The following is a 25,328-nucleotide window of genomic DNA, read 5'->3' as shown; positions in this document are numbered from 1 at the left end:
TCACCAATAAGTATTTATACAATTAAACGATTGAATTTATTGTATTAATCGTATTTTTCGTGAAGTGTTTGGTGGGCAGTTTGGTATGACAATGGTCAAATTATTAGACTAATAGATAAGATGTTGTGAGTGTCGTGGTAGTTACTGGTGGCATGTTTTGCTGGATGCTGGCGTCATGACACCCGACCATGGTGACGTTGAGGCCGAGCGTTATTGCTACGAGGAGGAAACATGGCACGACTGCTTTATGACCTATGCGGTATCGACGAAGACCTGCGCTTTTCGCCCTATTGCTGGCGCGTCAAGTACGCCTTGGCGCACAAGGGGCTCGAGGCCGAGACCCGTCCCTGGCATTTCACTGACAAGGAGGCGATTGCGTTCTCCGGCCAGGACAAGGTGCCGGTGCTCGTCGATGGCGACGTGACCGTGAGCGATAGTTACGAAATCTTTCGCCACCTCGATCGCGCGTATCCGGACAAGCCGCTATTGGGCGACGGCGCAGCCGAGGCCCGTGCCCGCTTTTTCAAGTTCTATGCCGAGCGCAGCCTGGCGCCGGGCATGATGCGTAGCATCATCATGGATCTGCACAATGCCATTCACCCCCGGGATCGCGACTATTTTCGCGAAACCCGCGAGAAGCGTTTCGGGCGTAGCCTCGAGGAGTTTCATGCGCCAAACAAGGGGCTGAGCATGCTCGATCAAGCTCTTGAACCGTTGCGGGGACGGCTCGATGAAGCCGACTTCATCGACGGCGATACGCCGGCAGGGGCCGACTACCTATTATTTGGCAATTTCATGTGGGCGCGCTGCGTTTCCTGTGCCGACCTGGTTTCCAACGCCGACCCGGTTTATTCCTGGATCGAACGCATGCTGGATCTCTACGGTGGCCTGGGGCGCAATGCCCTGCGTATCGTCGATATCGAAGGAGCCTATGAGTGAGCGGCTCATGAAAACCGCGAAGACGGTCGCGCCGTGAGGGTGTGGAGCGTTCGGCGTGCCGCGATGTCAGGATGAGGTGGGTGAGTCTCTAGCGCAACGCATGCAACAGGAGGTTTCATGATCGATCTTTATTATTGGACGACTCCGAACGGCCACAAGATTTCCGTCTTTCTCGAGGAGGCGGGCCTCGATTATCAAATTCATCCGATCAATATCGGCAAGGGCGAGCAGTTCTCTTCCGAGTTCCTGGACATCGCGCCCAACAATCGCATTCCGGCGATCGTCGATCGCACGCCGGTCGATGGCGGCCAGCCATTGGCACTGTTCGAATCAGGCGCGATTCTCGAATACCTGGCCGACAAGAGCGGGCAGTTCCTGCCCAAGTCCGGGCGCGAGCGTTATGTGGTATTGCAGTGGTTGTACTGGCAGATGGGTGGGCTCGGTCCGATGGCGGGGCAGAACCATCACTTTCGCAACTATGCGCCGGAGAAGATCGAGTACGCCATAGAGCGCTACATCAGGGAGACCGCGCGGCTTTATGGCGTGCTCGACCAGCGGCTCGACGACCACGACTACGTCGCCGGCAATGAATACAGCATTGCCGACATGGCGATCTGGCCGTGGGTCAGATCGTATGCCAACCAGGGCCAGGACATTGAGGACTTCCCCAACGTCAAGCGCTGGTTCGAGACCATTGCCGCGCGCGGCGCGGTGAAGCGCGCCTACGCCCTCGCCGAGGAAATCAACCCGAGCGATGGCGTGGAGATGGACGACGAAGCCCGCAGGCATCTCTTTGGACAAAAGTGATCTTCTTAAGCACCAGGCGTGATCCCACAACGATGCCGGCCTAGGCCGGCATCGTTGTGAAGCGTATTCCTCAAGCATCGGCGCCTGGTCATGTTGTGCGAAAGGCGCGATAGCGCGGAAACGACGCGCTGACTCGGCGAGCATATCCTCAAGGCTCGCGAAGAACTGCCGGAGTTTATTGCGACGCGTCATGCGTGGGGTTAGTAAAACCTAGGGTGATCTCAGCGTTTAAAAGCACCCATCGTTAAGCTGGCACCAATTTTGTATAAAATATAAATAATGGTCAGGGTTAATTAGCGATTTCTCTTCTTCGCTATAACGATAATCAAAAAGAAAGGGACGTAAACCATGAGAAACATCATCACTACCGTAGCTTCCGCCGTTGCGTTGAACGTTGCCATTGGCAGCGTCGCCATGGCGCAGTCGGATGCCATCACCATTGGTGTTCAGCTACCGACTACCGGCTCGGAAGCGACCTATGGCATCGACATGCTCAACGCGATTCAATTGGCGGCCGATGAAATCAACGCATCAGGTGGCGTGCTGGGTAAGCAGATCGAGTTGAGCCCCGCCGATGCGGCTTGCGACCCGCAGCAATCGGTCAACGCCGCCAGCATGTTGGCCTCGCAAAACGTGGTGGGCGTCGTCGGCGGCTACTGTTCAGGCGCTACCCAGCCGACCTTGAATACATACGGCGATGCCAACATTCCCTTCGTCATCATTGCGGCGAACTCCACCAAGCTGATTCCCGCCAATCCGGGCAACGCCTTCATGATCAACTCGACCGGGGACTATCAGGCCGAGACGGCAGTGGATTTCTTCGAGAGTCAAGGGGTCGAGAGTCTGGCTATCATCAACCAGGGCGATGCCTACTCACAGGATCTGGCCAGTTTGACCCGCGATGAGTGGAAAGCGGCCGGTCATGAAATCGCCTCCTTCGATGTCGTCAACAAGGGCGAGCAGGACTTCTCGGCGGTAGTCTCGAAAATCAAGAACTCCAATGCCGATGCGGTGTTCTGGACCGCCTACTATGCCGATGGCGCGCTGCTGATTCGTCAGCTTCGCCAGCGCGGTTACCAGGGCGTGATCGCCGTCGGTGATGGCTCCACGTCATCGAAACTCTTCGAGATCGCTGGGCGCGCTGCTGAAGGTGTCTATGCCTTCGCTAATCCGATTCCCGCGTTTCTGCCGGGTGCTCAGGATTTCAACATCCAGTATGAAAGTGAGTACGGCCGTGCGCCTGGTCCCTACGCGCCGCTCTCCTACGACGGCCTGCAGCTGATGGCATGGGCGATCGAGAAGGCCGGTTCCACCGATTCCGACGCAATCCAACAGGCGCTGTCTTCGGCCGGTGGCATGGAGTGGCTGACCGGTCCGATCAGCTTCACCGAGGACAATACCCTGGCACGCAGCAACTTCATCGTGCTCGAAGGCAAGGGTGGCGAGTGGACTCGGCACGAGCAGTAATGCCACGTCGGCCGGGGGCATGCTCCCGGCCGGTTTTTCTGTTCATGCCGTCGTAGAGAATCGCACCCATGTCCTTTTTCGACTCCTTTTTCCAGCAGCTCATCAATGGGCTGGTGCTGGGATCCTTTTATGCGCTGGTCGCTCTCGGATACACCATGGTGTTCGGGGTCATCAAGCTGCTTAACTTCGCCCATGGCGATTTCTACATGGCTGGCGCCTTCGTGGGTTTTGGCGCCTTGTCGCTGGTATCTGGCGCGCTGGGCGCTGGCTGGATGGGCATCTTCGTCGCCATGCTATTGGCGATGATGGCCATCGGTTGCCTCGGGGTGGTCATCGAACGTATCGCCTACCATCCGATGCTGAATGCCCCACGGCTATCGATCCTGATCACGGCACTGGCCGTATCGCTGGTATTGCAAAATGCCGCGCTCGCCCTGACCGGCGGACAGTACACCGCATTCAGCACCGATATCGGTTTTGGCGGGTTCGAGGTAGGTAACCTGTTTATCTCACACAACCAGATAATACTGGTGGCCACCGCCGCCGTCTTGATGATCGCTCTCGAGCTTGGCGTTTCGCGCACCATGTACGGGCGCGCCATGCGTGCCGTGTCCATCGACAAGGACATGTGTCGAATGATGGGCATCAATGTGGCCGGTGTCATCGCGGTGACATTCTTCATCGGCTCATCCTTGGCTGCGGCGGCGGGGACCATGGCGGGGGCCTACTACGGTAGCATCTGGTACTTCATGGGCTTTCTGATCGGCTTGAAGGCCTTCACAGCAGCGGTAATCGGCGGGATCGGCAGCATACCCGGCGCCATGCTGGGCGGCTTGATCCTAGGGTTGCTGGAGTCTTTCGGTACCAACATCGAGTTCATCGGCTCCGAATGGAAGGATGTCTTCACCTTCGCGATTCTGATCCTGGTGCTGGTTTTCAAACCCACGGGCCTGCTTGGCAAGTCCGAAGTGGAGAGAATGTGATATGGCTACCGATGAAGCTCGCCGTCCCACGCCTTTCGAGCGCCTTTACGCGTATCTCGATGCGCCGAATCGACGCCATACCGTGCATGTCATCATTATCCTGCTATTGATCGTCACGCCGTTCATCGCCAACCAGTACACCACGGTCATTCTGACCAATGCGTTGCTTTATGTGGTGCTGTGTCTCGGGCTCAATATCGTGGTCGGCTACGCAGGCCTGCTCGATCTGGGCTATGCCGCGTTCTTCGCGGTGGGCGCCTATACGATCGGCATCCTTACCCAACAGTTTGGCGTCAATTTCTGGTTGGCGATTCCTTTTGCGATAGTCGCGGCGGCCGTCGCCGGGGTGGTTATCGGGGCGCCGACATTGCGCCTGCGAAGCGATTATCTGGCCATCGTCACCCTGGGCTTCGGGGAGATCGTACGCTTTACCGCGCGCAATCTGGAGATCACCGGAGGAGCCAGTGGCTTGTTCGCCATTCCCGAGCCGTCGTTGTTCGGCTGGCGGATCGATAGCGCCAGCGATTTCTTCTATGTGTTCGCGGTGCTGGCGGTGTTGGCGTATATCGCCAGCCAGCGGCTCTATCATTCGCGACTGGGCCGCGCTTGGCTGTATGTGCGTCATGACGAGGACGCCGCCGAGGCGATGGGTATCGATCGGGTCAGGACCAAGCTGTCAGCCTATATCATCGGTGCCATCTTCGGTGCGATGGGTGGCATTTTCTTCAGTGTCAATTTGGGCGCAATCTCGCCGGAGAGTTTCAGCTTCGAGCAGTCGGTGATGATCCTGCTGGCGGTGGTGCTGGGCGGCATGGGCAAGATACCCGGCGTCATTCTCGGCGCTTTCATCATCGTGCTGGGCCCGGAGTTGCTGCGCGATCTCGACTCGCTGCGCCTGCTGGTCTTCGCGGTACTCCTTCTGCTGATCATGCTCTTTCGGCCAAGCGGCATCTGGCCCGACAAACGTTCCTGACGCGAGGGGATCACCATGTTGTTACAGCTAGAGCGGATCACCCTGAGCTTCGCTGGCAATACCGTGCTGGACGCTGTCGACTTCGGCGTGGCCGAGGGCAGTATCGCCACGCTCATCGGGCCCAACGGGGCCGGCAAGACCTCGTTGTTCAATACCATCACCGGTTTCTATCGTCCCCAGCAGGGCAGTATCCATTTCGATGGAGCACCGATCGTCAAGCAGAAGCCCCATCGGGTCACTCGGATGGGCATCGCGAGAACGTTCCAGAACGTGCGCCTGTTCCGCGAGATGTCGGTGCTCGAAAACGTCATGGCGGGCATGCATTGTCGCACGCGCTCTGGGGCCATCGGCGCGATCCTGCGCCTGCCCAGCCAACGTGCGGAGGAACGCGAGATTCTCGAAACCAGCGAGGAGTGCCTGCGCTTCGTCGGTATTCACGACGAGCGCGAACGTCTCGCCACCAACCTGGCGTATGGCCACCAGCGCCGTGTCGAAATCGCCCGCGCCTTGGCGACCCGGCCCAAACTCTTGCTGCTCGATGAACCGGCGGCGGGCCTCAACGCCAGCGAGAAAATCGCGCTGATCGAGTTGATTCGGCGCATTCGCGACGAACGCGGTGTCTCGGTGCTGTTGATAGAGCACGACATGAGTCTGGTGATGAAAGTCTCCGAGCGGATCAGCGTGCTCGATCACGGCAGCATGATCACCGAGGGTTCCCCTCACGACATTCAGAATGACCCGAGGGTCATCGAGGCCTATCTCGGCCAGGACGACGAGGAGTTGGCCCTATCATGAGCGAGACGATACTCACCGTCGATCGGGTGACGGCCTTCTATGGCCAGATCCAGGCCCTGCGAGGCGTCAGCCTCGAGGTGCGCAAGGGCCAGATCGTGACACTGCTGGGCAGCAACGGGGCGGGTAAATCCACGACCTTGAAGACCATTTCCGGGCTGGTGCGCGCCCAGAGTGGCGACGTCAGCCTGGCAGGCGATTCGATCAAGAGCCTGCCGGCGCACGATATCGCGCGACTGGGCGTCGTGCACGTACCGGAGGGGCGGTGTATCCTGCGCGGCCTCAGCGTCAAGGAGAACCTGGAACTCGGCGCCTTCACCGTCAAGGATGCCGCTACGCGGCGCCGGCGCATCGAGGAGGTCTACGCGCTATTCCCGATTCTCGCCGAGCGCCGCCATCAGGATGCCTCGCTGCTCTCCGGCGGCCAGCAGCAAATGCTGGCCATGGGCCGGGGGTTGATGCACGGTCCGCGCGTGATGTTGCTTGACGAACCATCGATGGGCTTGGCGCCCAAGCTGGTCACCGAGATCATGCGCATTATCAAGCGTCTCAACGAGGCCGGAACCACGATTCTGCTGGTCGAGCAGAACGCGCGACTGGCCCTGCGCCTGGCGCACTACGCTTACGTGATCGAAAACGGCGAGATTTGCAGCCAGGGCGACGCCGCTACGTTACGTGAGGACGAGTCGATCGTTCAGGCCTATCTTGGCGTCGCCTGAAGCCATGATGCCGGCCTTGCCGGCTAGCTGAACTTACGGGATAGCGCGGGTTGGAGCGAAGCGATCCGCGCGCATTCGTCCTGGTAGCTGTGGCTGCCGCTCTGCGAACAGGCCCCGCCCGGTCTATGTGCCGTGGTGGGGTGTTTAAAAAGGACGTTAAAAAGTCGAGTAAGAGGTGCATGGTTTACCCTCACCGAGGCTGTCCTTACAACATAGGCAGCGGCAGGGCGGACTTCAAAGCCGCCAATAGACATGGCCAATAAAATCACGTTGCCTCGTTTGGGGTAGGGGGCTCAGTCTCGGCCCTGGCCGGCGAAGGCGCCAATGCGCCGGCCATCATCCGCGCCTGGCGCTGCAAAGTCAGGTCGAGGCGCTCGATCAGGCCATCGAGCAGGGCTCGACGTTCGGCCGATATCTCGGTCGTTTGCGCTGCGGCATCGCGGAGTGCTGTTCCCGCCGCTTGCATGCCCTGGGGCGGGTGCCCATGTGCGCTGTCGGCATAAGCTTGAGCGAGAGTGGCGAGCATGTGCCGATGCGCTTGGCGCACCTCGCTCGAGGCGACATCATCGAGGCGGTGACGCAAACGCAGGCAGGCGCGTCCGACGTCGAGACCCGTCAGGCCGAGGCTGAACAGGTGGCGTTGTTCTTCGGGTAGCATCTGATCGTGGCGGGCGAGTTGCAGCAGGCGATCGGCCATGCGCCCACTGAACCAGGTGTCCGTCTCGCGCGGTGGTCGGCGTGCCAGTTGTTTCAGGTCGCGCGTGGTGGCGTTGATGAGTCGTCGGCGCAGCACTCGCGGGCCGATTTCGGGCATCAAGCGGAACCCCAACACCACCACACTGACGCCGACGATCACCGCCAGTGTGCGGTTGAGAAAGCCGTCGATACTGAAATCCATGCCATTGCCGGGCATGGTCAGCAGAATATTGAAGATGGTGAAGGCCAGGCTATAGCCCATCGTCGCCGGATGCCCGGCGCCGAGCAGACCCAAAAACAACGGCGTGCCGAACAGCATGGCGAGCATGACGAAGCCGCTGGCCTGCGACAGCAGCACATGGCCGAACAGGAAGGCACTGGGAATCGCCAGGAGCATGCCCTTGAAGAACATCACGCTAATGCGCGCAGGGTTGTCGCGACTGGCGAAGAATGCCGAGAACAGTGTCGCCAGTAGCATGGCGACCGGGCCATTGCTCCAGGCGGTAGACAGCCATAACAGCGCCATGAGCGTGAAAACTACTCCGGCGCGACCGGCATTGGCGGCGGCCACCAGATGATCGCGATGCCACGACAGCGACGGGCTGCGTAGCCGACGATGCCCCGGCCGGGTAATGGCCTCGCGGGCATCGAGCATGATCATGGCATGGCCGAGCGCCTCGCGCAGCCCCAGCAGCACGCGTAGCGACAGCGGTGAGAGAGCTTCGCTATCCTGTCGATACGCCGCGTGGCGGCACTCTTGCAAGAGTTCACGCGCCTCACCAACACCCTGCGCCCGTTCGGCCCGGCGGAAACCCTCGGCGGTAGCATTGGCCAGGCAGCGGATATCGGCGTCTAGCGGCCCAGGATACTCATGCAGTAACTGACCGAGCGCGGCGACTGTCGCGCACAGGCGTAGCGTACGCCGAGTCAACAGGTGGCTGGCACGTACGCGGCCGGGCCCCGCCGGTCCCTCGTAACGAGCGGCCTGGCTATCCATTTCCAGCGTCATCAACGGGCCGAGGCTGGCGGTCAGCGACTGTTGCAGAGTGCCGGGTTCGCTACCGCCCTCGAGGCGCTGGGCCGCGTGTATGAAGGCGTGGTTGACCGCACCATCGGCCTGTTCGGCGAGGTGGTGTCGAACTCGCGTCGGCCACAGCAGCGCGCTGACCAAGGTGGCGCAGATGGCTCCGAGGCCGAGCTCGGAAAGCCGCGCCACGGCGATACTGAACACCCGCGAGGCATCGCTGCCGGAAATGACCACAATCAGGAGTGCGGTCACCGCCGCCATGATGCAGCCGTAAGAGAGGTTATTGCGGGTCAGCGCGGAGCCGTAGACGCAGAGCATGATCCATAGCGTCAGCGATACCAGCGCCGGCACGCGAGCCTGGGCGAACAGCGCCATGACTATGATGCCGGCGACAGCGCCGACCAGCGTGCCGCCGAGTTGGCAAAGCCCTTTCTCGATGACCATGCCGCTCATCGGGCGGATCTGCAGGAAAGCCGCGGAAATCAAGGCCCAATAGGGGCGCTCCAGGTCCGCCCATAACGCGATATACAGCGCCAGAAACATCGCCAGGGTGCCCTTGATGGCGAACTTCACCGCGCTGGAAGAGGGCGTCAGGTAGGCTTGGAGATAGGGCGACATGAGCGTGGTGTCAGTCCGCCGCCTGGGCGTCGTCGAGAATGCGCACTGTGGCGCTCATGCCCGCGCTGAGCAGGGTGCCTTCGGGTATCTCGTCGAGCGCAATCCGTACGGGAATGCGTTGGGCCAGGCGTACCCAACTGAAGGTCGGCTCGACTTGAGGCAGCAATTGCTCATTGAGGCGGGTATTGGTGTTGGCGATAGCCCGGGCGATGCCAGTCACGTGGCCGGCCAGGCGAGTATCGCCGCTCATCAGCCAGATCACCGCGCGATCGCCGACCTGAATATGCGGCATCTTGGTTTCCTCGAAGTAGCCGGTGACGTAGAACGAACCCGCCTTGACTAGTGCCATCACGGCTTCGCCTCTGTCGACATAGTTGCCCTCGGCGAGTTGCAGGTTGAGCACCGTCCCCGCCGCTGGCGCGGTCACCACGCTGCGTTCGAGGTCCAGTTGCGCGCTGTGCAGTTCGGCCTGGGCCTGGGCCAGATTGGCCTCGGCGACGCGGGTTTCGATGCGCGCGATTTCGCGATTCTCGCTACTGATGGCCTGATTGCTCAGGCGGCTGCGACGGCTTTCCTCATGGCGCTTGAGTTCGAGCATGGCCTGGTGCTTGGCGACCACGGCCCTGGCCTTGGCCACGGCGGTGCGGTAGCGGGCCGCATCGAGGCGAAACAGCACCTGGTCTTGTTCGACGTGCTCGGTATTCGCTACCGCCAGGGTTTCGACCCGGCCGGCGACATCCGGCGCGATGGTGACGATCTCGGCGCGCACCCGGCCATCGCGGGTCCAGGGTGTGTAAAGGTAGTAATGCCATAGCCACATTCCCGCGGCGATGGCGATGGCAACGACCAGCAGGGTAATCAGAAGGCGTAACGACGTGCGCATTGCAGTGGTACTCAATCGGCGGCGGAGAACAGGAAGGCGATGCCGGCGACGGCGGTTACGAACAGCGAAACATCGAACCACGCCCCAAACAATAAGTCGCGATGGCCAACCAGACGATGCAAGAAGGTGCGTAGCAGCATGGCCAGTAGCAAGCCGAATAGCGCATAGAACAGCAGTGGACTGAAATAGATGCCACCAATGGCGATTTCCTTGAGTCCCATCTTCTTCGAACCTTTCTGGTCAGATTGTCGAAACGGCTGTGCCTGGCATGGTCGGGGCAATGATATTAGCACGCTAATTTATTGCTGCCGACCACTGGCTCATGGCAAGAACGTGGCGAGCTCCTCCCAACCCATATTGCCGCCAGTGATCACCACCACGATATCGCCTTGGTCGGGCAAATCGGGCACCTTGCCCTCGAGCAGCGCGGCGACGCCAACGGCGGCCCCCGGCTCGACGAACAGTTTGCTCTCGCTGAGCAGATAGCGCAGCGCATCGGCGATGCCTGCCTCGCTGACCGTGACCAGCTCGTCGACGTAGTGCCGGCAAAGGGGGTAGGTGTATTCGCCGACAATGGCTGCGCCAAGGCTATTGGCGCAGGTATTCACCGCTGCCAAGCGGCATGGCCCACCCTGTGTCCAGGCGTGACGCATGCTCGCCGCACCTTGCGGCTCGACGCCGATCAAGCGAATATCCGGGCGCAACTCGCGGGCGGCAATGGCAATGCCGGAAAGCAGGCCGCCGCCACCGACCGGGCAGAGGATCACCGCGGCATCCGGGGCCTGCTCGATGATTTCCAGGCCCACCGTGCCCTGGCCGGCGATGATGCGGGGGTCGTCGTAAGGATGCACCAGCGTCAGGCCGCGTTCGTCCACCAGCCGATGCATGTGCTCCCAGGCGGCGTTGATATCGCCATGTAGAACCACCTCGGCGCCGAGCGCGCGGGTCCCCGCGACCTTGAACGGGCTGGCATTGTCGGGCATGACGACCGTCAACTCGGCACCGGCGGTGCGTGCCGCCCACGCAAGACCCAATGCATGATTGCCCGCCGATACCGCGCCCAGGCCCTTGTTCAATTCATCGGCGCTGGCGGTGCGTATCCAATTCAATCCACCGCGCGCCTTGAACGATCCGGTGCGCTGGAAAAGCTCGCCCTTGAGCAGTACGCGCCGTTCCAGGCGCTCGCACAGCCCGAGATCGCTGAGCATCGGCGTCGCCTCAAGAGTAGCGCCGATGGTATCGCGTGCCTGCAAAATGGCCTCGAGAGTGATCATGACACGGCTTCCTTGGGTCGCTTGTTCGAGTACCGGCACGGCTCGAGAATAAAGCCAAGGCTCTCGAACCCCTGCTCTCAGCGTAGCCAGTCACGCTGGACTCCGTCGTCACAAAGAAAATGCGAACTGCATGTTGCAGCGCAACAAAGGCTCTGCTATTGTGCAGTGCAGCAGAGGGCGAAAGGCCCTCCATCACCGCAACACCACGGAGGTAATCCATGCGCAACGCAAATTTTGACCAGGCTACCCAGCAGTTCGAAAACCTGTTCTTCGGTCCGGCTCGCGCCTATGCTGCGCTGAGCGTGGACTACACCGAAAAACTGTTCACCACCCAGTTCGAGTTTGCCAAGGCCTACGCCGATGCAACGCTGAGCCAGACTCGCGCCATGCTCGACGTGAAAGACGCCGAAAGCCTGCGCAGCTACGTCGAAGACCAGCAGCAGGTCGCCAAGGACTTGGGCGAGCGTTTCAAGGGCGACGCCGAGAAAGTCGTCGCTATGAATCAGGAATTCGCGCAGAAGAGCCAGCAACTGGTCGAAAGCAACGTCAAGGCGGCTTCCAAGCAGGCGACCAGCCAGGCCAAATCCGCCAAGTAAGATGCTTCATGCCGCGCGTTGAACGGCGCGCGTCAGCAAAGCGGCCCACCGGCCATGACCGGTGGGCCGCTTTTTATTTGAACCGATGACAAACGCCAGCGTGTTCCCATGGCCAGTGCCTGCCTCCAGTAGGCTTCGAGTCCTGGTCACCTTCGTCGAGCCGATTTCAGCCTTTGCCAAGCCGCTTCGCTAGTCGACAATCGGATCCAACTAGAGAGTTGACCGGGTGGTCAATTTATTGTGTTGATGGCAATCGAAACCGTCGGCGGTGGATGTTTGATCTAACAAGTATTGTATACAATTAATCACTATTATCAGTTGCAATCAATGTCGTGTTGTTTCAGTCTATTTTGTATACATAAAAACAGACAACGTTGAATCCCATGACCATAACCAACAACAGTCAATCCGTCTTCGATTTCCACGGCAAGCCGCCGTTAGGCAAGGCGCTGCCGCTCTCGCTACAGCACATTCTGGCTATGATCATGGGCACTGTGACCGTGCCGATCATCGTGGTTGGCGCGGTAGGCGCCTCCCCGGCGGAGCAGATGCTGCTGATCCAGATAGCGCTGATCGCCTCCGGTCTCTCTACCCTGCTGCAGCTTTACGGTGTGGGCAAGGTGGGCGCCAGACTGCCGACGATCTTCGGCGTGGGCTTCGCGTACGTGCCGACGCTCACCGCCGTGGGCGCACAGTACGGTATCGGTGGCATCCTTGGCGCCCAGGTCATCGGTGGCGTCGCCATGCTGTTGGTCGGGCTCTTCATCAAGCGCATACGCCACCTCTTTCCGCCGGTGGTAGCCGGCACGGTCGTGCTGGTGATCGGCCTCTCGCTGTACGACATCGCCATCAACTACATGGCCGGCGGCGTGGGGCGTGCCGATTATGGCGATCCACGCTACTGGTTCGTAGCCATCGTCACCCTGGGGGTGGTACTGATCGTGTCGCAGTTTGCGCGTGGCTTTCTCAAGCTGGCCGCAATCATCTGCGGTATCGTGGCGGGTTATCTGCTGTCGCTTTACCTGGGCATGGTGGACTTCAGTCCGGTGCGCGAGGCCCAGTGGTTCAGCCTGCCGCGCGTCATGCCCTTCGAGCTGGAGTTTCACACCGCAGCGATCATTTCCATGGTGATCATTTGCGTGATCAACTCGGTACAGACGATCGGCGATCTCTCCGCCACCACGGTGGGGGGAATGAACCGCGAACTGGGTACCCGTGAGTTGAGCGGCGGGCTGTTGGCTAACGGCCTTGGCACTACCGTCGGCTCGTTTTTCGGGGCCTTGCCGACGTCTTCCTTTAGCCAGAACGTCGGCATCGTCGCCATGACCAAGGTGATTAGCCGCTTCGTGCTGGCGCTGGCGGCCATCTTCATGTTGATTGCCGGCCTGATTCCCAAGTTCGGCGCGGTAATGACCACCATTCCCTATCCGGTGCTGGGTGGCGCCACGATCATCGTATTCGGCATGATCACCATGACCGGCATCCAACTGCTCACCCGGGACGAGATGTCGGCGCGCAATATGACCATTGCCAGCCTGTCCCTGGCGCTGAGTCTGGGCATCTACGCCGCCCCCGAATCCATCGCGCTATTTCCCGACCTGGTGCGTCTGGTCGTGGGCGGCTCGCCGATCGTCGTCGCCGCTATCACGGCCTTCACTCTCAACCTGCTGCTGCCGCGCAAGACCCTGGCCGACGAAGCGCAGGAGCGCGAGCAGATGGCCGAAAGAATGCGTGACGACGCGCCACGCGCCACGGCCGAGCAGCGCCTTACCTGATAGGCTAGTGACTTCACGACAAGGGTGAGGCGGGTACCGATGCATAGAGGCAACACACGACGGGCATGGCGCAGGCCATTGCTGGCTGGAGTGATCGGCGTCGGCGGGTTGATAGGGATGGCATGGGCGCTCGAGCGCACTACGGTGGCGGTTATCGGTGCCGAAACGACGCACTGGCTCCAGGTCGAAATCGCCGACGACGCCGGCGAGCGGGCATATGGTCTGATGGAGCGAGATAGCCTTCCCGCCGATGCCGGCATGCTGTTCGTCTACCAGCGTGAGCAATCCCCGCAGGCCAGCTTCTGGATGTACCAAACACGCATCCCGCTGGATATCGCCTTTCTCGGCGGCGATGGCGAAATCCGCGCCATTCGCACGATGCCGCCTTGCACCAGCGAAGACGCGGCCGAGTGCCCGAGCTACCCGGCCGGCGTGCCTTATCGTGTCGCGCTGGAGGTCAACGCCGATTACTTCGCCGAGCACGACATCGACGTCGGCGATTGCATTACCCTGCCCGGCGCACGCGGGACCTGTAGCCGATAACCGCTCAAGTCGGCGACGTACCAACCGACTCCTTGGCCGGTCGTTTGCCCTTGAACGTCAGCAGGAACAGCACGAATACTCCCAGTGCGAACAGGGCCGGGAACAACCAGATGCTTTGCCAGGCATGGCCGTCGGCGCGCGCGAAGTACTCGGTGATGTGGCCCGCCACCCAGAAACCGATGAGCATACCCACACCGTAGGTGGCCAGGGTGATCATGCCCTGCGCGGAGCTTTTGAATCGCTCGCCGGCCTTGGCATCGGTATAGATTTGCCCCGAAACGAAGAAGAAGTCGTAGCAGATGCCATGCAGGGCAATGCCCGTGAGTAGCATGAATACCAGATCCCCGCTATTGCCATAGGCGAACAGGACGTACCTCAGGGCCCAGGCGAACATGCCCACCAACAGCGTCTTCTTGATTCCGAAGCGGTGGATGAATACCGGCAACAGCAGCATGAACAGGACCTCCGAGACCTGGCCCAGGGTCATCTTGCCGGTTGGGTTGGCCACGCCGATTTCTACCAGAAAGGGGTTTGCGTTCTGATAGTAGAAGGCTAGGGGAATGCAGATCAGAATGGAGGCGATGAAGAAGATCGCGTAGTTCCTGTCCTTGAGCAGCGTCAGGGCATCGAATCCCACGAGGCTTTTCAGCGTCGATGAGCCGCCTGTGCCGGCCTTTGGCGGCGTGCCGGGCAGCGTGAAGCTATAGATGCCGAGAATCAGCGAGGCGAACGCACACATCAGGAAGGTGTTGCGCAGCAGCCCGGCGCCGATGGCCTGCGGCGAATCCCACGAGAAGGCGAAGCTGATGGCAAGCCCAGCGACGATCCAGCCGATGGTGCCCCACACGCGTATCCTGGCGAACTCCCGCGAAGGATCGGCCATCTGCCGAAACGAGACGGAATTGACCAGCGCCAATGTCGGCATGTACAGGATCATGTAGAGCAGCACGAGAGGGTAGAAGGTCGCGAAATCGCCCGCCAAATAGAGACCGTACATCAAGGCCGCCCCGACGAGATGCAACACGCCGAGAATGCGCTCGGCATTGAAATAGCGATCGGCAATCAGTCCGACGATGAACGGCGCGATGATGGCGCCCCAGGATTGTGTCGAGAACGCCATGCCGATCTGGCTGCCCGTGGCGTCAAGGTTCTGGGCAAGGAAGGTGCCCAGCGTGACGAACCAGCCTCCCCAGATGAAGAACTGCAGGAACATCATGATGCTGAGCCGCATGCGGATCGTATGCATGGCAAACCTCTTTCGGTGTTGTCGTGTTCTGAGCGAACGTCGTCAGTGATTCCCGTCCAGCCCCAGAATCCTGCGATTACGCTGCGGGCTGGGGGCGACGCCGGCAAAATCGTCGAAGGCACTTTGCGCCGGCGAAATGAAGTGATCCGCGATGAAGGGGGCGCCTTCCTCGGCCCCTTGGCGTGAGTCCTTCAGGCAACACTCCCACTCGAGCACCGCCCAGCCGTCATAGCCGTACTGCGTCAGCTTGCTGAAAATGCCCTTGAAATCGACCTGACCGTCACCCAGCGAGCGAAACCGCCCGGGGCGCTCCCGCCAGTCCTGATAGCCGCCGTAGACTCCGCTGCGGCCATTGGGCAGAAACTCGGCATCCTTGACGTGAAACATGCGGATGCGCTCGTGATAGCGGTCGATGAAGTCCAGATAGTCGAGTTGTTGCAGCAGCAAGTGGCTGGGGTCGTAGAGAATCCGGGCGCGCGGATGATGATCCACCGCTTCCAGAAAGCGCTCGAAGGTGGCGCCATCGTGAAGATCCTCGCCGGGATGGATCTCGAAGCACAGATCGACGCCGGCCTCCTCGAAGGCATCGAGGATCGGACGCCAGCGCCGGGCGAGTTCGGCGAAGCCTGCCTCGACCAGCCCGGCGGGGCGCTGCGGCCAGGGGTAGACGAACGGCCACAGCAGCGCCCCGGAGAACGTCGCATGAGCCGTCAGACCCAGGCGCTGACTGGCTTTCGCGGCCAACTGCAACTGCTCGACGGCCCATGCTCTGCGGGCCTCTGGATTACCGCGCACCTCGGCTGGGGCGAAGCCATCGAAGAGTTCGTCGCAAGACGGATGCACCGCGATGAGTTGCCCTTGCAGGTGAGTGGAGAGCTCGCTGATCTCCACACCGGCCTCCCCGCAGCGGCCCTTGAGTTCATCGCAGTAGGTCTGGCTCTCGGCGGCCAGGGCGAGATCCAGGCAGCGGGGGTCGCCGCTGGGAATTTGGATACCCTTGTAGCCGAGCGTCGCCGCCCAGCGGGCGATAGCGTCGAGACTATCGAAGGGCGAAGTATCGCCCATGAATTGGGCGAGGAAGATGCCAGGTCCGCGAATCTCGCTGGTGTGTCCCGCTTCCATCACATATCCCCATTGGCCGATGCATAAACCGATGAAATTGGCTGTTTGCGGCTATTTGCGATTTGAATGTAACCGGTTACATTTGTATTCAAACTAGGCAGCGGTCTGCAAGCCGTCAATCAGACGAAGGTCTAGCGCCTGATGGTCAGCGCGCTGAGGTGCGATGGCGGTTGGGGTAAGCTGGGTGCGTCGGGTCGCCGCACGACCACTCGAAGATAGGGGTAACATGTCGAACATACGCAAGGTCGCCGAACTGGCGGGGGTCTCCGTGGCGACGGTGTCGCGCACGTTGAAGTCGCCGGATATCGTCTCGCCGCGGACCAGGGCCAGAGTGCTTGCAGCGGTCAGCGAGGCCGATTACAAGCCCAATCTCATGGCGGTGCAATTCCGCTCGCGGCGTACGCGCAACCTGGTCGTGCTGGTGCCGACCATCTCCAACACCTTTTTCGCGCGAGTCATCGGCGGCATTCAGCAAGCGGCACAGCAACAGGGCTACAGCGTGCTGCTGTGCAACACGCTGGGCCGAGAAGACGCGGAGCGCGGGTATGCCAGCATGGTGACGACCCGCCAGGCCGACGGCGTCATTCAACTGCGTGCCTACAATCCGTTCGCTGCCGACGCCTATGCAGACACGGCCTTGCCGATGGTCAATGCTTGCGAAGTGCTCGATTCGCCACCGTGCCCGACCGTGAAACTCGACAACCGTGCGGCGGCTCGCACCCTCACCGAACACCTGATCGATCTGGGCCATCGCCGCATCGGCATGATCAAGGGGCCGCGACGCAGCCCGCTGACACGAGACCGCGTGGCGGGATACTGCGATGCCCTAGAAGCCGCTGGCATCGCCCTGGACGAACGCCTGCTGTGCCCGGGGGATTTCACGCCGCATTCGGGCTTCAATGCCGCGGGTATGCTACTGGCGTGCGATGGGCGGCCTTCGGCGATCTTCTGCGAAAGCGACGAGATGGCGATTGGCGCCATTAAACGGGTCAAGCAGGCAGGGTTATCGGTGCCCGGCGATATCTCCGTGGCGGGGTTCGACGACATTACCTTCGCCTCGTTCAGCGACCCGCCCCTGACCACCATCGCCCAGCCGGCCGAGGCGTTCGGCAGGCAGGCCGTGAGCCTGCTGATCGACACACTGGAAGGTCGTTGTGAATCGCCACGCCATGTCATCCTGCCGTTCGAACTGGTCGTCCGGGGCAGTACGGGTTCCAAACCTTAGTGGCGCTGGTCGTATCGAGCCGTCATGAAAGACGCTTGACGCTTCGCTTCGATTAGTCTTTTCATTCAGTCGCAATCTCTTTACAACTAAAGGGGCCATGGCGACTGCATGGCAATACCAATAACGATATCCGGCTGGTGCCATCCGGCCGCAAGCAAGGATTCACGATCATGCTGACACGCCGCTTTACCTCGTTCTCCGCCATCGTGGCGGGGGCTGCTTTGCTGTGTACCGCGATGACCGCCCAGGCCCGCGAGTATTCCGTTTCCACCGTGCTTTCCGATGCCTTCCCCTGGGGGCAGGCGGCGCAGAAATGGGCCGAGCTGGTCGAGGAGCGCTCGGACGGTCGAATTACCCTGCGCGTCTATCCCAACTCGCAACTGGTCGCCGGCGATCAGACCCGCGAGTTCTCGGCGATGCGCTCGGGACTCATCGACATGGCGCTGGGCTCGACCATCAATTGGTCGCCACAGGTGCCGCAACTCAACCTGTTCTCGCTGCCGTTCCTGATGCCCGACGACGCGGCGGTGGATGCCATCACCGGCGGCAAGGCCGGCGAGATGATTTTCGAGGCGATCGAAGCGCGTGGCGTGGTGCCGCTGGCCTGGGGCGAGAACGGTTTTCGCGAACTGTCGAACTCCAAGCTGCCGGTCGACTCGCCCGAGGATCTGGCCGGCCTGAAGATCCGTGTGGTCGGCTCGCCATTGTTCAACGACACCTTCACCGCGCTCGGCGCCAACCCGACCCAGATGAGCTGGGCCGATGCCAAGCCGGCGCTGACCACCGGCGCCGTCGATGGCCAGGAGAACCCCATCGCGATATTCGATGTGGCGCGCATTGATCAGGTCGGCCAGAAATACCTGACGCTGTGGCACTACATGAATGACCCGCTGATTTTCGCCGTGAACCAGCAGGTGTGGCAGACATTGCCCCAAGAGGACCGGGAGCTGCTGCGCGAGACGGCCATCGAGGCCGGCCAGTGGGAAATCGAGATGTCGCGTGCCCAGGAGGACGAGCGTCTGGCGGCGATTCGCGAGCGTGGCGTCGAGGTCATCGAGCTGACCGACGAGCAGCGCCAGGCCTTTGTCGAAGCCACCCAGAGCGTCTACGACACATGGACGCCGCAAATCGGCGAAGAGTTGGTCGAGGTGGCTCGGCAGGCCGTCGAGAACCGCTAGAAAACGTTTCTTGTGTTCTGATTCTGATCGGCCCCGTTGCGCGGGGCCGGTAGCGTTTCGAGAGGCCCCTGATGAAACCGCAACCGGATGCGCGCCTCGAGCGTGTGCTGGCCACGCTGGCGCTGATATTGATTGCCGTGATCAGTCTGGCCAATGTCGTGGTGCGTTACGTGACCAATATCTCCTTCGCCTTTACCGAGGAGATTTCGGTCTTTCTGCTGGTGGTGCTGACCTTTGCCGGCGCCGCCATGGCGCTGCGCCGCAATGGGCACATTCGCATTGGCCTGCTGGAGCGGGCGTTACCGCGTGGGCCACGGCGCGTGCTGATCGTGGTCCAGAGTCTGGCGGTGGCCATCGTGCTCGGGTTGATCGTCTGGTACGGCGCCAAACTGGCTTGGAACGAATACCACTGGCAATCGTTGTCGCCGGGGCTGGGTGTGCCGGAGTGGTGGTATCTGGTCTGGCTGCCGGTGCTGACCGCATTGATGCTATGGCGATTGATCCAGCAGACCCGCGACCGTCTGGCCGGGAGGCTCGACGATGAGTCCTGATCTGTGGATGCTGCTGAGCTTCCTGGCGCTGCTGGCCATCGGCGTGCCGGTGGCGTTCTCGTTGGGATTGGCCGGTGCGGTAGGTATCGTCACCGGCTTGTCGCCGACGATGCTGGCCACGCTGGGCACCAATACCTACAACAGCATCGCCAAGTATCCGCTGATTGCGATTCCACTGTTCATCCTTACCGGCCTGGTCTTCGAGCGTGCCGGTGTCGCGGCGCGCCTGGTGCATTTCGCCCAGGCACTGATCGGCCCGCGCCACGGTGGCCTGGCGCTTGTCGCGGTATTGGTGTGCATGATCATGGGCGGCATGAGCGGCTCGGGACCGGCGGACGCCGCCGCGGTGGCGGTGGTCATGCTGCCGAGCATGACTCGCGCCGGCTATCCCAAACCCTTCTCGGCGACGCTGATTGCCGCTTCGGCCTCGACGGCGATTCTGATTCCGCCGTCGGTGGCGCTGATTCTGTACTCCATCGTGGTGCCGGGTGTCGACCTGCGCGCGCTGTTCGCTGCCGGGCTGTTCCCGGGCATTCTCGCCGGGCTGTCGTTGCTGGTGCCCGCCTTCTATCTGGCGCGTCGTTACGGCTGGGAGTCGCCCGAAACGGTCGAGCGCCCGCCGCTGGGGGAAAGCTTCCGCCAGGCACTGCCGGCATTGTTCGCCCCGGTGATCATCCTCGGTGGACTACGCTCGGGCCTGTTTACTCCCACCGAGGCGGCGGTAGTGGCGGTTGCTTACGGCGTTGTGGTGGGGCTGTTCCTGACCCGCGAGCTCAAGCTGCGCGATTTATGGCAACTCTTCGGTGAAGCCGCGGCGATCACCGGGGTGGTCATGCTGATCATAGCGCTGGCAGGTATTTTTGCCTGGGCAGGCACCATGCTGGGGACCTTCCGCCACCTGGCCGAGTGGCTGATCGGCCTGTCCGACAGCGGCGCGGTGATGCTGCTGCTGATCATGCTCGGCGTGCTGCTCGCCGGCATGCTGCTGGATGCGATCTCGATTTACCTGATCCTGATGCCGATAATGATCCCGGTCATGCAGCACTTCGATTGGAACCCGGTGTGGTTCGGCATCCTGATGGCGATGAATATCGCCATCGGCCAGTTTACGCCCCCCGTCGCGGTCAATCTGATGGTGACCACCGAGGTGGCGAAGATTCGCCTCGAGCAGACGGTGGGTTGGGCGCTGGTGTTCGTTGCCGCCATGGCATGCGCGCTGACGCTGGTCGCGGTATTTCCCGAGATCGCGTTATGGCTGCCGCGGGTGCTGGGCTATGCGGTGTAATGCGTAGAATAGGGTAGCGCCAAGGAGGCACTACCATTCGCGCTGACTTACTGCGCCGAACGACTCATTCATCATTGCTCACCGCCGCGTAGGCGACCATTTCCACCCGCATCTCCTCGCGCGCGAAGCCGGAGACGACGATCGCCGCGCGATTGGGGTAGGGCGGCGTCACGTAGTCGGCATAGATCCGGTTGACCGTGGCCAGGTCGTCGCGGTCGGTGACGTAGATCAGCACCTGGGTCAGCGAGTCCAGGCCGGCGCCGGCGCATTCGAGTGTGTGCTCGAGGTTGTCGAGGGTCTGGCGCGTCTGGGCTTCGATGCCGCCTTCGACCACCTGGCCATCGGCGCCGATGGGAATCTGCGCGGTGAACAGCAGGCCGTTGCCGATGACGGCCCATTCCAGCGGGGCCTTCGAGGCGAAGAGGTCGGTCTTGACGGGCGTGATCATGATAAGCGTCTCGTTGAAACGATGGATGTTGCGGCATGCGAATGCCGGCAGGAATAAAGGCGACGACCAGGGATGGAAGTGCGGCGACGCGGGCGCTGGCTAGTCGTTGTCGCTGCTGCCCGCGCCGGCGCCGCTGCGCGAGGCCTCGCTGGATTCGACCAGCAGGCGCCCGGCGAGAAGCTTTAAGCGTGACCAGACCGCCTCGTCCACCGTGATGCCCTCGGACAGCGCCTGGGCGCGGCAGGCCAGCAGGTCGGATTCCTCGTGGCGCGCCAGCAGGTCGAAGCGGTAGCCCGAGCGCATCGACGGCAGCAGGTCGACGTGGTTGGCCATGACCAGGGTGATGCCGTCGTTGGGTTCGTTCTCCTCGGGTACGTCGTGCACGGCGTAGACGCGGATCTCCGGCACCGGGCTGGCGGCGCGGAAGCCCACCACCTGCTCGGTCAGCGGCGCCTGGGCGTTGCGCCAGAAGGCGGTCACGTTCATGCCGCGCCCGGCCAGGCGCGCCAGGTAACCCATGATCAGCTGGCGATTGTGGCAATGGCGAATCTTGATCACCGCGAGGCCGCGTGCGCGGGCCTTGGCGAAGCCCAGTTCCATGGCCAGGCTGGAGCTTCTCAGCACGCTATGGCCATGGCCGTCGAGCACCGCCAGGTCGCCGTCCTGGTAGAGCACGCTGGGCAGCTCGTCGGGGTCCTCGTCGAGCAGAAAATCCAGCCCACGGTTGAGCGCCTCGAGCCCGTCCAGGCCATAGCATTGCATCCAGGCCACCATGTCGGCGGCATCGCCTTCCTCGAAGCCCATGCCGCTGAAGGCCTTGCGGCACAGGCCCTGGAGTTCGTTGTAGGACACTTTCATCGCGATCCTCCTAGCGGATCGAGCTGTGTGGTTCGCTCACCTCACGGGGCTCGAGCGGGAAGCTCCAGTCGTCGAAATCGACGGCATCCGCCGGGCCGGCATTGAGTTCTTCGACCAGCGGCGCGCCCTGGAACAGGGTGATGCGCACCCAGCGGTCGGACTTGGGATCGAAGCGACTGGCACCGAAGAACGACAGCTTGGTGCGCAGCAGGTGCATGGGCTTCATGTCGCGGTGCCAGAGGTTGGCGCGGATGTCGCCATAGGGCGTCTCGACCATGCTCTGGATGCGCCGCACGATGTCCTTGTGGCGCGGGTGGGCAATCAGAAACTCCACCACCAGCGCCCGCGGATTCGCCTCGAGAAACTCGCCCAGGGCGACATGCGCCTTGCGCACCCGTGGTGCGATCGCCAGGGGCATCTCCCTGTCGGCGCCGGGTTCCACGTGGCGGATGCCGAGGCGGGGCTCCTCCTTCTCGGCGGAGCGGTACCAGAACCAGTAGCAGGCCTCCGGCGCCTCGAAGTCCTCGTCCAGGGCCCAGTCGTAGTGGGTCTCGATTAGCTGCTTGAGACGCACCAGCGGCATGTCCGGAGTCAGCTCCAGGCACTCGTCGGCGCCCATGCGGTCTTCGAGCGGGTCCACCAGGGTCGGGTAGAGTTCGATCAGCAGGGTGTTGACCAACTCCTGGGCCTCGAGCGGCAGGGTACGTTCGCTCCAGGCCACCAACTGCTGCCAGAGGTCCGTCTCCAGCGTCACCTCCTCGAGCCAGGCCAGCACTTCCGGCAGGGCCGCCACCGTCGCCGCATTGCGGGTGGCTTGTTCGGCGTCCGCGCTGACGGTCTGTTCCAGGTGATGCATGGCGCGCCGGGTCAGGGCGATCAGCCGCGTGCGATCCGCCTCGTCGGGGACCTGCGCCACGGCGATGGCCAGTGCCCGCTCGCGGCACGTCACCCATTGCTGGATCAGTTGCGGGTGATTGATCAGAAACGGCGCCATGCCCAGCCCGGTGGAGTTGCCGATGCCCAGGTAGCGGCGCAGTTCGCGGCACAGCGGCACGGCGCCGTCACCGCCCTGCGCGCGGGCGATATGCTCGACCTGCGCGATGGAGAAATGGCGCAGCAGGTAGACCGCCAGCATCTGCGCCGAAAACGGCCGCTGGAAGTCCGGATTGTCCTGCAGTCGGGCGAAGTCGGCGATGCCGAACTTGCCGTTGCCGTAGACCGCGGTGGTGCGGTACAGGTAACCGACCCGCGTCAGCCAGGCCGGGTCGGGCTGGCGACCGGCGGCCAGCGCCTCGACGAAATGAGAGAAGTTGCGCAGGCTCTTGTTGGCCCGCGACAGCACCAGCAGTCGCGGGTGCTGGCGACCCGCTTCCTGCAGCGGCACGCTGGCCGCCATCTGCGCCAACAACGCCTCGTCGACGTCGCCCTCCACCACGCCGAAGGTCACGTCCCAGGCCTCGGCGATCACGCGGTCGGAGCGCGCGCTGGCGTCGAGCGGCTGCGAGAAGATCACCCCGTGGTAGCGGCCATTCGGCGTCTCGAGCCGATAGATGGCGGTGCCATGGCCCTCGTCGTTCAGGGCGAACCGCGCGGGCTCGATCCGCCAGTGCTGGCGCGCCATCTGGCGCACCAGGCTGCGCACGAAGCTCAGTCGGCTGGCGTGCAGGCTTCCCAGGCGCTCCAGCGCCATGACCCGCTCGGCGGGCCGAAGGTGGGCAGGGGCCTGGGAAAGCGCTTCAGCCATTGCTTGCCTCCTTGGGGGCCGCGATGAGGCCCTGCTCGCGGGCCATGGCGTAAGCTGCCTGGGGGCCGGTCCACAGCGAGGGCAGCAGCACCAGCGAGACGGGAATCGCGGTGATCACGATGAACTGCTGCAAGGCACTGATCTGTCCCGCACCCATGTACAGCAGGATAGCCGCCATCAAGGCCATGGTGATGCCCCAGAAGGCGCGCACCAAGACGTTGGGTTCGTCATGCCCGGTGCCGACGACGGCGATGGCGTAGCTCATCGAGTCACCGGTGGTGGCGACGAAGATGGTGGTCAGCACCAGGATCGCCACGCCCATCAGGGTGCCGCCGGGCAGGGCCTGGGCGACGGTCAGGGTAGCAACGTCGAACTGGAAGTTGTTGAGCGCCTCGGTGAGGTCGATGGCGCCGGTCAGTTGGTAATAGATACCCGAGCCGCCCAGCAGGGTGAACCACACCGTGGTGGCGATCGGCGCCAGCACGGCCACGGCGAGGATCATCTGGCGGATGGTGCGCCCGCGCGAGATACGCGCGACGAAGATCGCCATCAGCGGGCCATAGCCGATGAACCAGGCGAAGAAGAACACCGTCCACCACTGCATCCACCAGGCCGGGGCGGTTTCGGCGGTCATGGTCGCCATGCTGAAGAACGACGAGAGGTATTCACCGAAGCCCTGGGTAAAGGCGTTGGTCAGGAACAGGGTCGGTCCGAAGAGGAAGATCACCGTGGCGACTACTAGTGCCAGGAAGACATTGAAGCGGCTGAGCATCTGGATGCCGCGATCGATCCCGGTCACCGCCGAGGTGACGTAGATGATACCCAGGCCGATCAGGATGACCAGTTGGGTGAGATAGCCCGACGACAGGCCGAACAGCTCGTGCAGACCGAAGCTGACCTGGGTGGCCAGGAAGCCGATCGGCCCTACGGTGCCGGCGACCACGGCGATCACGCACACCGCATCGACCACGCCGCCGAACACGCCCGCCATCAATTTCTCGCCGAGCACCGGGGCGAGCAGGGTACGCGGCTGTAGCGGTTGTCCCCTATCGTAGTGGGCGTGGGCCAGCACCACCGCGGCCAGCGAGCCGAGCACCGCCCAGGCCAGGAACCCCCAATGCATGAACGACTGGGCCAGGGCGCCGGGCACGGCCGCGGCGGTGCCCGGCTCACTGTCGAACGCCGGTGGCGTGACCACGAAGTGATACACCGGCTCGCCGGCGGCGAAGAACACACCGCCCCCGGCGAGCAGGGTACACATGATGATCGACAGCCACTTGAAGGTGCTCATGTCCGGCGTGGCGCGGTTGCCGATTCGTGCCGCGGCGGCCGGCGTGACCGCCACGCCGATGGCGATGAAGAAGGTCAGCAGCAAGAGTAGCTGGAAGTAGGAGCCGAGGGTGCGCGCCGTCCAGGCGAAGCCCGCGCCGATACCCGCCGAGACCATGTCGATGTCGTACAGCGAGAGGGCCACGAACAGCAGGATGAAGCCGACGCTCAGTCCGAGGACGACCGGATCGCCGAGACGCGAGGTCCGCCGGGTGGTGGTGTCTGGAAGTGCCGCGCTGTCAGTTTTCAT

Annotated in this window: 24 protein-coding genes; 14 read left to right on the top strand and 10 right to left on the bottom strand. The window is 62.3% G+C overall.

What is annotated here, in order from left to right; translation table 11 throughout:
* The first annotated feature begins 231 nt into the window (after nt 1-231).
* The 7 genes from BLR92_RS14655 to BLR92_RS14625 all read left to right on the top strand — a co-directional run bounded on the left by BLR92_RS14655 (nt 232) and on the right by BLR92_RS14625 (nt 6,680).
* Nucleotides 232-939, top strand: coding sequence for a glutathione S-transferase N-terminal domain-containing protein (locus BLR92_RS14655; RefSeq protein WP_089729895.1), 708 nt, complete (start codon nt 232-234; stop codon nt 937-939).
* A gap of 117 nt (nt 940-1,056) precedes the next feature.
* Nucleotides 1,057-1,746 (top strand): glutathione binding-like protein, encoded by a 690-nt coding sequence (locus BLR92_RS14650; protein WP_089729893.1) that lies wholly within the window; start codon nt 1,057-1,059, stop codon nt 1,744-1,746.
* Nucleotides 1,747-2,094: 348 nt separating this feature from the next.
* Entirely contained in the window at nt 2,095-3,213 is a 1,119-nt protein-coding gene (locus BLR92_RS14645; protein ID WP_089729891.1) for a branched-chain amino acid ABC transporter substrate-binding protein, read from the top strand.
* Between the two features lie 68 nt (nt 3,214-3,281).
* Nucleotides 3,282-4,196 carry a branched-chain amino acid ABC transporter permease gene (locus tag BLR92_RS14640; RefSeq protein ID WP_089729889.1) on the top strand — a complete coding sequence of 305 codons (915 nt, stop codon included), beginning with the start codon at nt 3,282-3,284 and terminating at the stop codon, nt 4,194-4,196.
* A gap of 1 nt (nt 4,197) precedes the next feature.
* Nucleotides 4,198-5,169: a branched-chain amino acid ABC transporter permease gene (locus tag BLR92_RS14635; protein ID WP_089729887.1), complete on the top strand. Its 972-nt coding sequence runs from the start codon at nt 4,198-4,200 to the stop codon at nt 5,167-5,169.
* A gap of 15 nt (nt 5,170-5,184) precedes the next feature.
* On the top strand, nt 5,185-5,964 hold the full coding sequence (locus BLR92_RS14630) for an ABC transporter ATP-binding protein (protein ID WP_089729885.1): 780 nt from the start codon (nt 5,185-5,187) through the stop codon (nt 5,962-5,964).
* Complete coding sequence (locus BLR92_RS14625) at nt 5,961-6,680, top strand: ABC transporter ATP-binding protein (RefSeq protein ID WP_089729883.1); 720 nt, start codon at nt 5,961-5,963, stop codon at nt 6,678-6,680. Before BLR92_RS14630 ends, BLR92_RS14625 begins: the two co-directional genes overlap by 4 nt.
* Nucleotides 6,681-6,945: 265 nt before the next feature.
* Here BLR92_RS14625 and BLR92_RS14620 read toward each other — a convergent pair whose 3' ends face one another.
* The 4 genes from BLR92_RS14620 to BLR92_RS14605 all read right to left on the bottom strand — a co-directional run bounded on the left by BLR92_RS14620 (nt 6,946) and on the right by BLR92_RS14605 (nt 11,178).
* Nucleotides 6,946-9,021: an FUSC family protein gene (locus BLR92_RS14620; RefSeq protein ID WP_089729881.1), complete on the bottom strand. Its 2,076-nt coding sequence runs from the start codon at nt 9,019-9,021 to the stop codon at nt 6,946-6,948.
* Between the two features lie 10 nt (nt 9,022-9,031).
* On the bottom strand, nt 9,032-9,904 hold the full coding sequence (locus BLR92_RS14615) for an efflux RND transporter periplasmic adaptor subunit (protein WP_089729878.1): 873 nt from the start codon (nt 9,902-9,904) through the stop codon (nt 9,032-9,034).
* An 11-nt stretch (nt 9,905-9,915) separates the two neighbouring features.
* Nucleotides 9,916-10,125 carry a DUF1656 domain-containing protein gene (locus BLR92_RS14610; RefSeq protein ID WP_089729877.1) on the bottom strand — a complete coding sequence of 70 codons (210 nt, stop codon included), beginning with the start codon at nt 10,123-10,125 and terminating at the stop codon, nt 9,916-9,918.
* A 99-nt stretch (nt 10,126-10,224) separates the two neighbouring features.
* Nucleotides 10,225-11,178 carry a threonine ammonia-lyase gene (locus BLR92_RS14605; protein ID WP_089729875.1) on the bottom strand — a complete coding sequence of 318 codons (954 nt, stop codon included), beginning with the start codon at nt 11,176-11,178 and terminating at the stop codon, nt 10,225-10,227.
* 218 nt (nt 11,179-11,396) lie between these two features.
* On the opposite strand from BLR92_RS14605, the gene BLR92_RS14600 reads away from it, so the two are divergent.
* The 3 genes from BLR92_RS14600 (at nt 11,397) to BLR92_RS14590 (ending at nt 14,092) form a co-directional block, all read left to right on the top strand.
* A complete protein-coding gene (locus BLR92_RS14600) occupies nt 11,397-11,774 on the top strand; it encodes a phasin family protein (RefSeq protein ID WP_089729872.1) in 378 nt (125 codons plus the stop codon).
* A gap of 383 nt (nt 11,775-12,157) precedes the next feature.
* Nucleotides 12,158-13,549, top strand: a complete 1,392-nt coding sequence (locus tag BLR92_RS14595; protein WP_089729870.1) for a uracil-xanthine permease family protein — start codon at nt 12,158-12,160, stop codon at nt 13,547-13,549.
* A gap of 39 nt (nt 13,550-13,588) precedes the next feature.
* Nucleotides 13,589-14,092, top strand: a complete 504-nt coding sequence (locus BLR92_RS14590) for a DUF192 domain-containing protein (RefSeq protein WP_089729868.1) — start codon at nt 13,589-13,591, stop codon at nt 14,090-14,092.
* Nucleotides 14,093-14,096: 4 nt separating this feature from the next.
* Here BLR92_RS14590 and BLR92_RS14585 read toward each other — a convergent pair whose 3' ends face one another.
* Both BLR92_RS14585 and BLR92_RS14580 read right to left on the bottom strand, forming a co-directional pair.
* On the bottom strand, nt 14,097-15,338 hold the full coding sequence (locus BLR92_RS14585; RefSeq protein WP_089729866.1) for a nucleoside permease: 1,242 nt from the start codon (nt 15,336-15,338) through the stop codon (nt 14,097-14,099).
* A gap of 42 nt (nt 15,339-15,380) precedes the next feature.
* Entirely contained in the window at nt 15,381-16,460 is a 1,080-nt protein-coding gene (locus tag BLR92_RS14580) for a sugar phosphate isomerase/epimerase family protein (RefSeq protein ID WP_089729863.1), read from the bottom strand.
* Nucleotides 16,461-16,686: 226 nt separating this feature from the next.
* Between BLR92_RS14580 and BLR92_RS14575 the strand changes: the two genes are divergently transcribed.
* The 4 genes from BLR92_RS14575 to BLR92_RS14560 all read left to right on the top strand — a co-directional run bounded on the left by BLR92_RS14575 (nt 16,687) and on the right by BLR92_RS14560 (nt 20,699).
* The gene (locus tag BLR92_RS14575) at nt 16,687-17,685 is read left to right on the top strand and encodes a LacI family DNA-binding transcriptional regulator (protein WP_089729861.1); all 999 of its coding nucleotides are present in this window, start codon (nt 16,687-16,689) and stop codon (nt 17,683-17,685) included.
* A 170-nt stretch (nt 17,686-17,855) separates the two neighbouring features.
* A complete protein-coding gene (locus BLR92_RS14570) occupies nt 17,856-18,863 on the top strand; it encodes a DctP family TRAP transporter solute-binding subunit (RefSeq protein WP_089729859.1) in 1,008 nt (335 codons plus the stop codon).
* A 71-nt stretch (nt 18,864-18,934) separates the two neighbouring features.
* Complete coding sequence (locus BLR92_RS14565) at nt 18,935-19,414, top strand: TRAP transporter small permease (RefSeq protein ID WP_089729857.1); 480 nt, start codon at nt 18,935-18,937, stop codon at nt 19,412-19,414.
* Nucleotides 19,404-20,699, top strand: a complete 1,296-nt coding sequence (locus BLR92_RS14560) for a TRAP transporter large permease (protein ID WP_089729855.1) — start codon at nt 19,404-19,406, stop codon at nt 20,697-20,699. Before BLR92_RS14565 ends, BLR92_RS14560 begins: the two co-directional genes overlap by 11 nt.
* Before the next feature lie 64 nt (nt 20,700-20,763).
* Here the strand turns inward: BLR92_RS14560 and BLR92_RS14555 are convergent, their stop codons facing one another.
* From BLR92_RS14555 to BLR92_RS14540, 4 genes are all read right to left on the bottom strand, one after another.
* Entirely contained in the window at nt 20,764-21,147 is a 384-nt protein-coding gene (locus tag BLR92_RS14555) for a RidA family protein (RefSeq protein ID WP_089729853.1), read from the bottom strand.
* A 99-nt stretch (nt 21,148-21,246) separates the two neighbouring features.
* Nucleotides 21,247-22,005: a DUF3726 domain-containing protein gene (locus BLR92_RS14550; protein ID WP_089729851.1), complete on the bottom strand. Its 759-nt coding sequence runs from the start codon at nt 22,003-22,005 to the stop codon at nt 21,247-21,249.
* Between the two features lie 10 nt (nt 22,006-22,015).
* A complete protein-coding gene (locus BLR92_RS14545) occupies nt 22,016-23,749 on the bottom strand; it encodes a hypothetical protein (protein WP_089729848.1) in 1,734 nt (577 codons plus the stop codon).
* Nucleotides 23,742-25,328, bottom strand: coding sequence for a BCCT family transporter (locus BLR92_RS14540; RefSeq protein WP_089729845.1), 1,587 nt, complete (start codon nt 25,326-25,328; stop codon nt 23,742-23,744). The genes BLR92_RS14545 and BLR92_RS14540 overlap by 8 nt, the downstream gene beginning before the upstream one ends.

The sequence above is a fragment of the Modicisalibacter muralis genome (assembly GCF_900102945.1).
Lineage (GTDB): Bacteria > Pseudomonadota > Gammaproteobacteria > Pseudomonadales > Halomonadaceae > Modicisalibacter > Modicisalibacter muralis.
The sequence above is the reverse complement of the archived record's forward strand: the minus strand, read 5'-3'. Positions and strand labels throughout refer to the sequence as shown.

What these genes read in the sequence shown, in the direction of transcription:
- BLR92_RS14635 (WP_089729887.1), top strand. Translation starts at nt 4,198, where the DNA reads ATGGCTACCGATGAAGCTCGCCGTCCCACGCCTTTCGAGCGCCTTTAC.
- BLR92_RS14575 (WP_089729861.1), top strand. Translation starts at nt 16,687, where the DNA reads ATGTCGAACATACGCAAGGTCGCCGAACTGGCGGGGGTCTCCGTGGCG.
- BLR92_RS14595 (WP_089729870.1), top strand. Translation starts at nt 12,158, where the DNA reads ATGACCATAACCAACAACAGTCAATCCGTCTTCGATTTCCACGGCAAG.
- BLR92_RS14545 (WP_089729848.1), bottom strand. Translation starts at nt 23,749, where the DNA reads ATGGCTGAAGCGCTTTCCCAGGCCCCTGCCCACCTTCGGCCCGCCGAG.
- BLR92_RS14570 (WP_089729859.1), top strand. Translation starts at nt 17,856, where the DNA reads ATGCTGACACGCCGCTTTACCTCGTTCTCCGCCATCGTGGCGGGGGCT.
- BLR92_RS14555 (WP_089729853.1), bottom strand. Translation starts at nt 21,147, where the DNA reads ATGATCACGCCCGTCAAGACCGACCTCTTCGCCTCGAAGGCCCCGCTG.
- BLR92_RS14625 (WP_089729883.1), top strand. Translation starts at nt 5,961, where the DNA reads ATGAGCGAGACGATACTCACCGTCGATCGGGTGACGGCCTTCTATGGC.
- BLR92_RS14615 (WP_089729878.1), bottom strand. Translation starts at nt 9,904, where the DNA reads ATGCGCACGTCGTTACGCCTTCTGATTACCCTGCTGGTCGTTGCCATC.
- BLR92_RS14580 (WP_089729863.1), bottom strand. Translation starts at nt 16,460, where the DNA reads ATGGAAGCGGGACACACCAGCGAGATTCGCGGACCTGGCATCTTCCTC.
- BLR92_RS14640 (WP_089729889.1), top strand. Translation starts at nt 3,282, where the DNA reads ATGTCCTTTTTCGACTCCTTTTTCCAGCAGCTCATCAATGGGCTGGTG.
- BLR92_RS14540 (WP_089729845.1), bottom strand. Translation starts at nt 25,328, where the DNA reads ATGAAAACTGACAGCGCGGCACTTCCAGACACCACCACCCGGCGGACC.
- BLR92_RS14550 (WP_089729851.1), bottom strand. Translation starts at nt 22,005, where the DNA reads ATGAAAGTGTCCTACAACGAACTCCAGGGCCTGTGCCGCAAGGCCTTC.
- BLR92_RS14610 (WP_089729877.1), bottom strand. Translation starts at nt 10,125, where the DNA reads ATGGGACTCAAGGAAATCGCCATTGGTGGCATCTATTTCAGTCCACTG.
- BLR92_RS14600 (WP_089729872.1), top strand. Translation starts at nt 11,397, where the DNA reads ATGCGCAACGCAAATTTTGACCAGGCTACCCAGCAGTTCGAAAACCTG.
- BLR92_RS14590 (WP_089729868.1), top strand. Translation starts at nt 13,589, where the DNA reads ATGCATAGAGGCAACACACGACGGGCATGGCGCAGGCCATTGCTGGCT.
- BLR92_RS14585 (WP_089729866.1), bottom strand. Translation starts at nt 15,338, where the DNA reads ATGCATACGATCCGCATGCGGCTCAGCATCATGATGTTCCTGCAGTTC.
- BLR92_RS14560 (WP_089729855.1), top strand. Translation starts at nt 19,404, where the DNA reads ATGAGTCCTGATCTGTGGATGCTGCTGAGCTTCCTGGCGCTGCTGGCC.
- BLR92_RS14645 (WP_089729891.1), top strand. Translation starts at nt 2,095, where the DNA reads ATGAGAAACATCATCACTACCGTAGCTTCCGCCGTTGCGTTGAACGTT.
- BLR92_RS14655 (WP_089729895.1), top strand. Translation starts at nt 232, where the DNA reads ATGGCACGACTGCTTTATGACCTATGCGGTATCGACGAAGACCTGCGC.
- BLR92_RS14605 (WP_089729875.1), bottom strand. Translation starts at nt 11,178, where the DNA reads ATGATCACTCTCGAGGCCATTTTGCAGGCACGCGATACCATCGGCGCT.
- BLR92_RS14630 (WP_089729885.1), top strand. Translation starts at nt 5,185, where the DNA reads ATGTTGTTACAGCTAGAGCGGATCACCCTGAGCTTCGCTGGCAATACC.
- BLR92_RS14650 (WP_089729893.1), top strand. Translation starts at nt 1,057, where the DNA reads ATGATCGATCTTTATTATTGGACGACTCCGAACGGCCACAAGATTTCC.
- BLR92_RS14620 (WP_089729881.1), bottom strand. Translation starts at nt 9,021, where the DNA reads ATGTCGCCCTATCTCCAAGCCTACCTGACGCCCTCTTCCAGCGCGGTG.
- BLR92_RS14565 (WP_089729857.1), top strand. Translation starts at nt 18,935, where the DNA reads ATGAAACCGCAACCGGATGCGCGCCTCGAGCGTGTGCTGGCCACGCTG.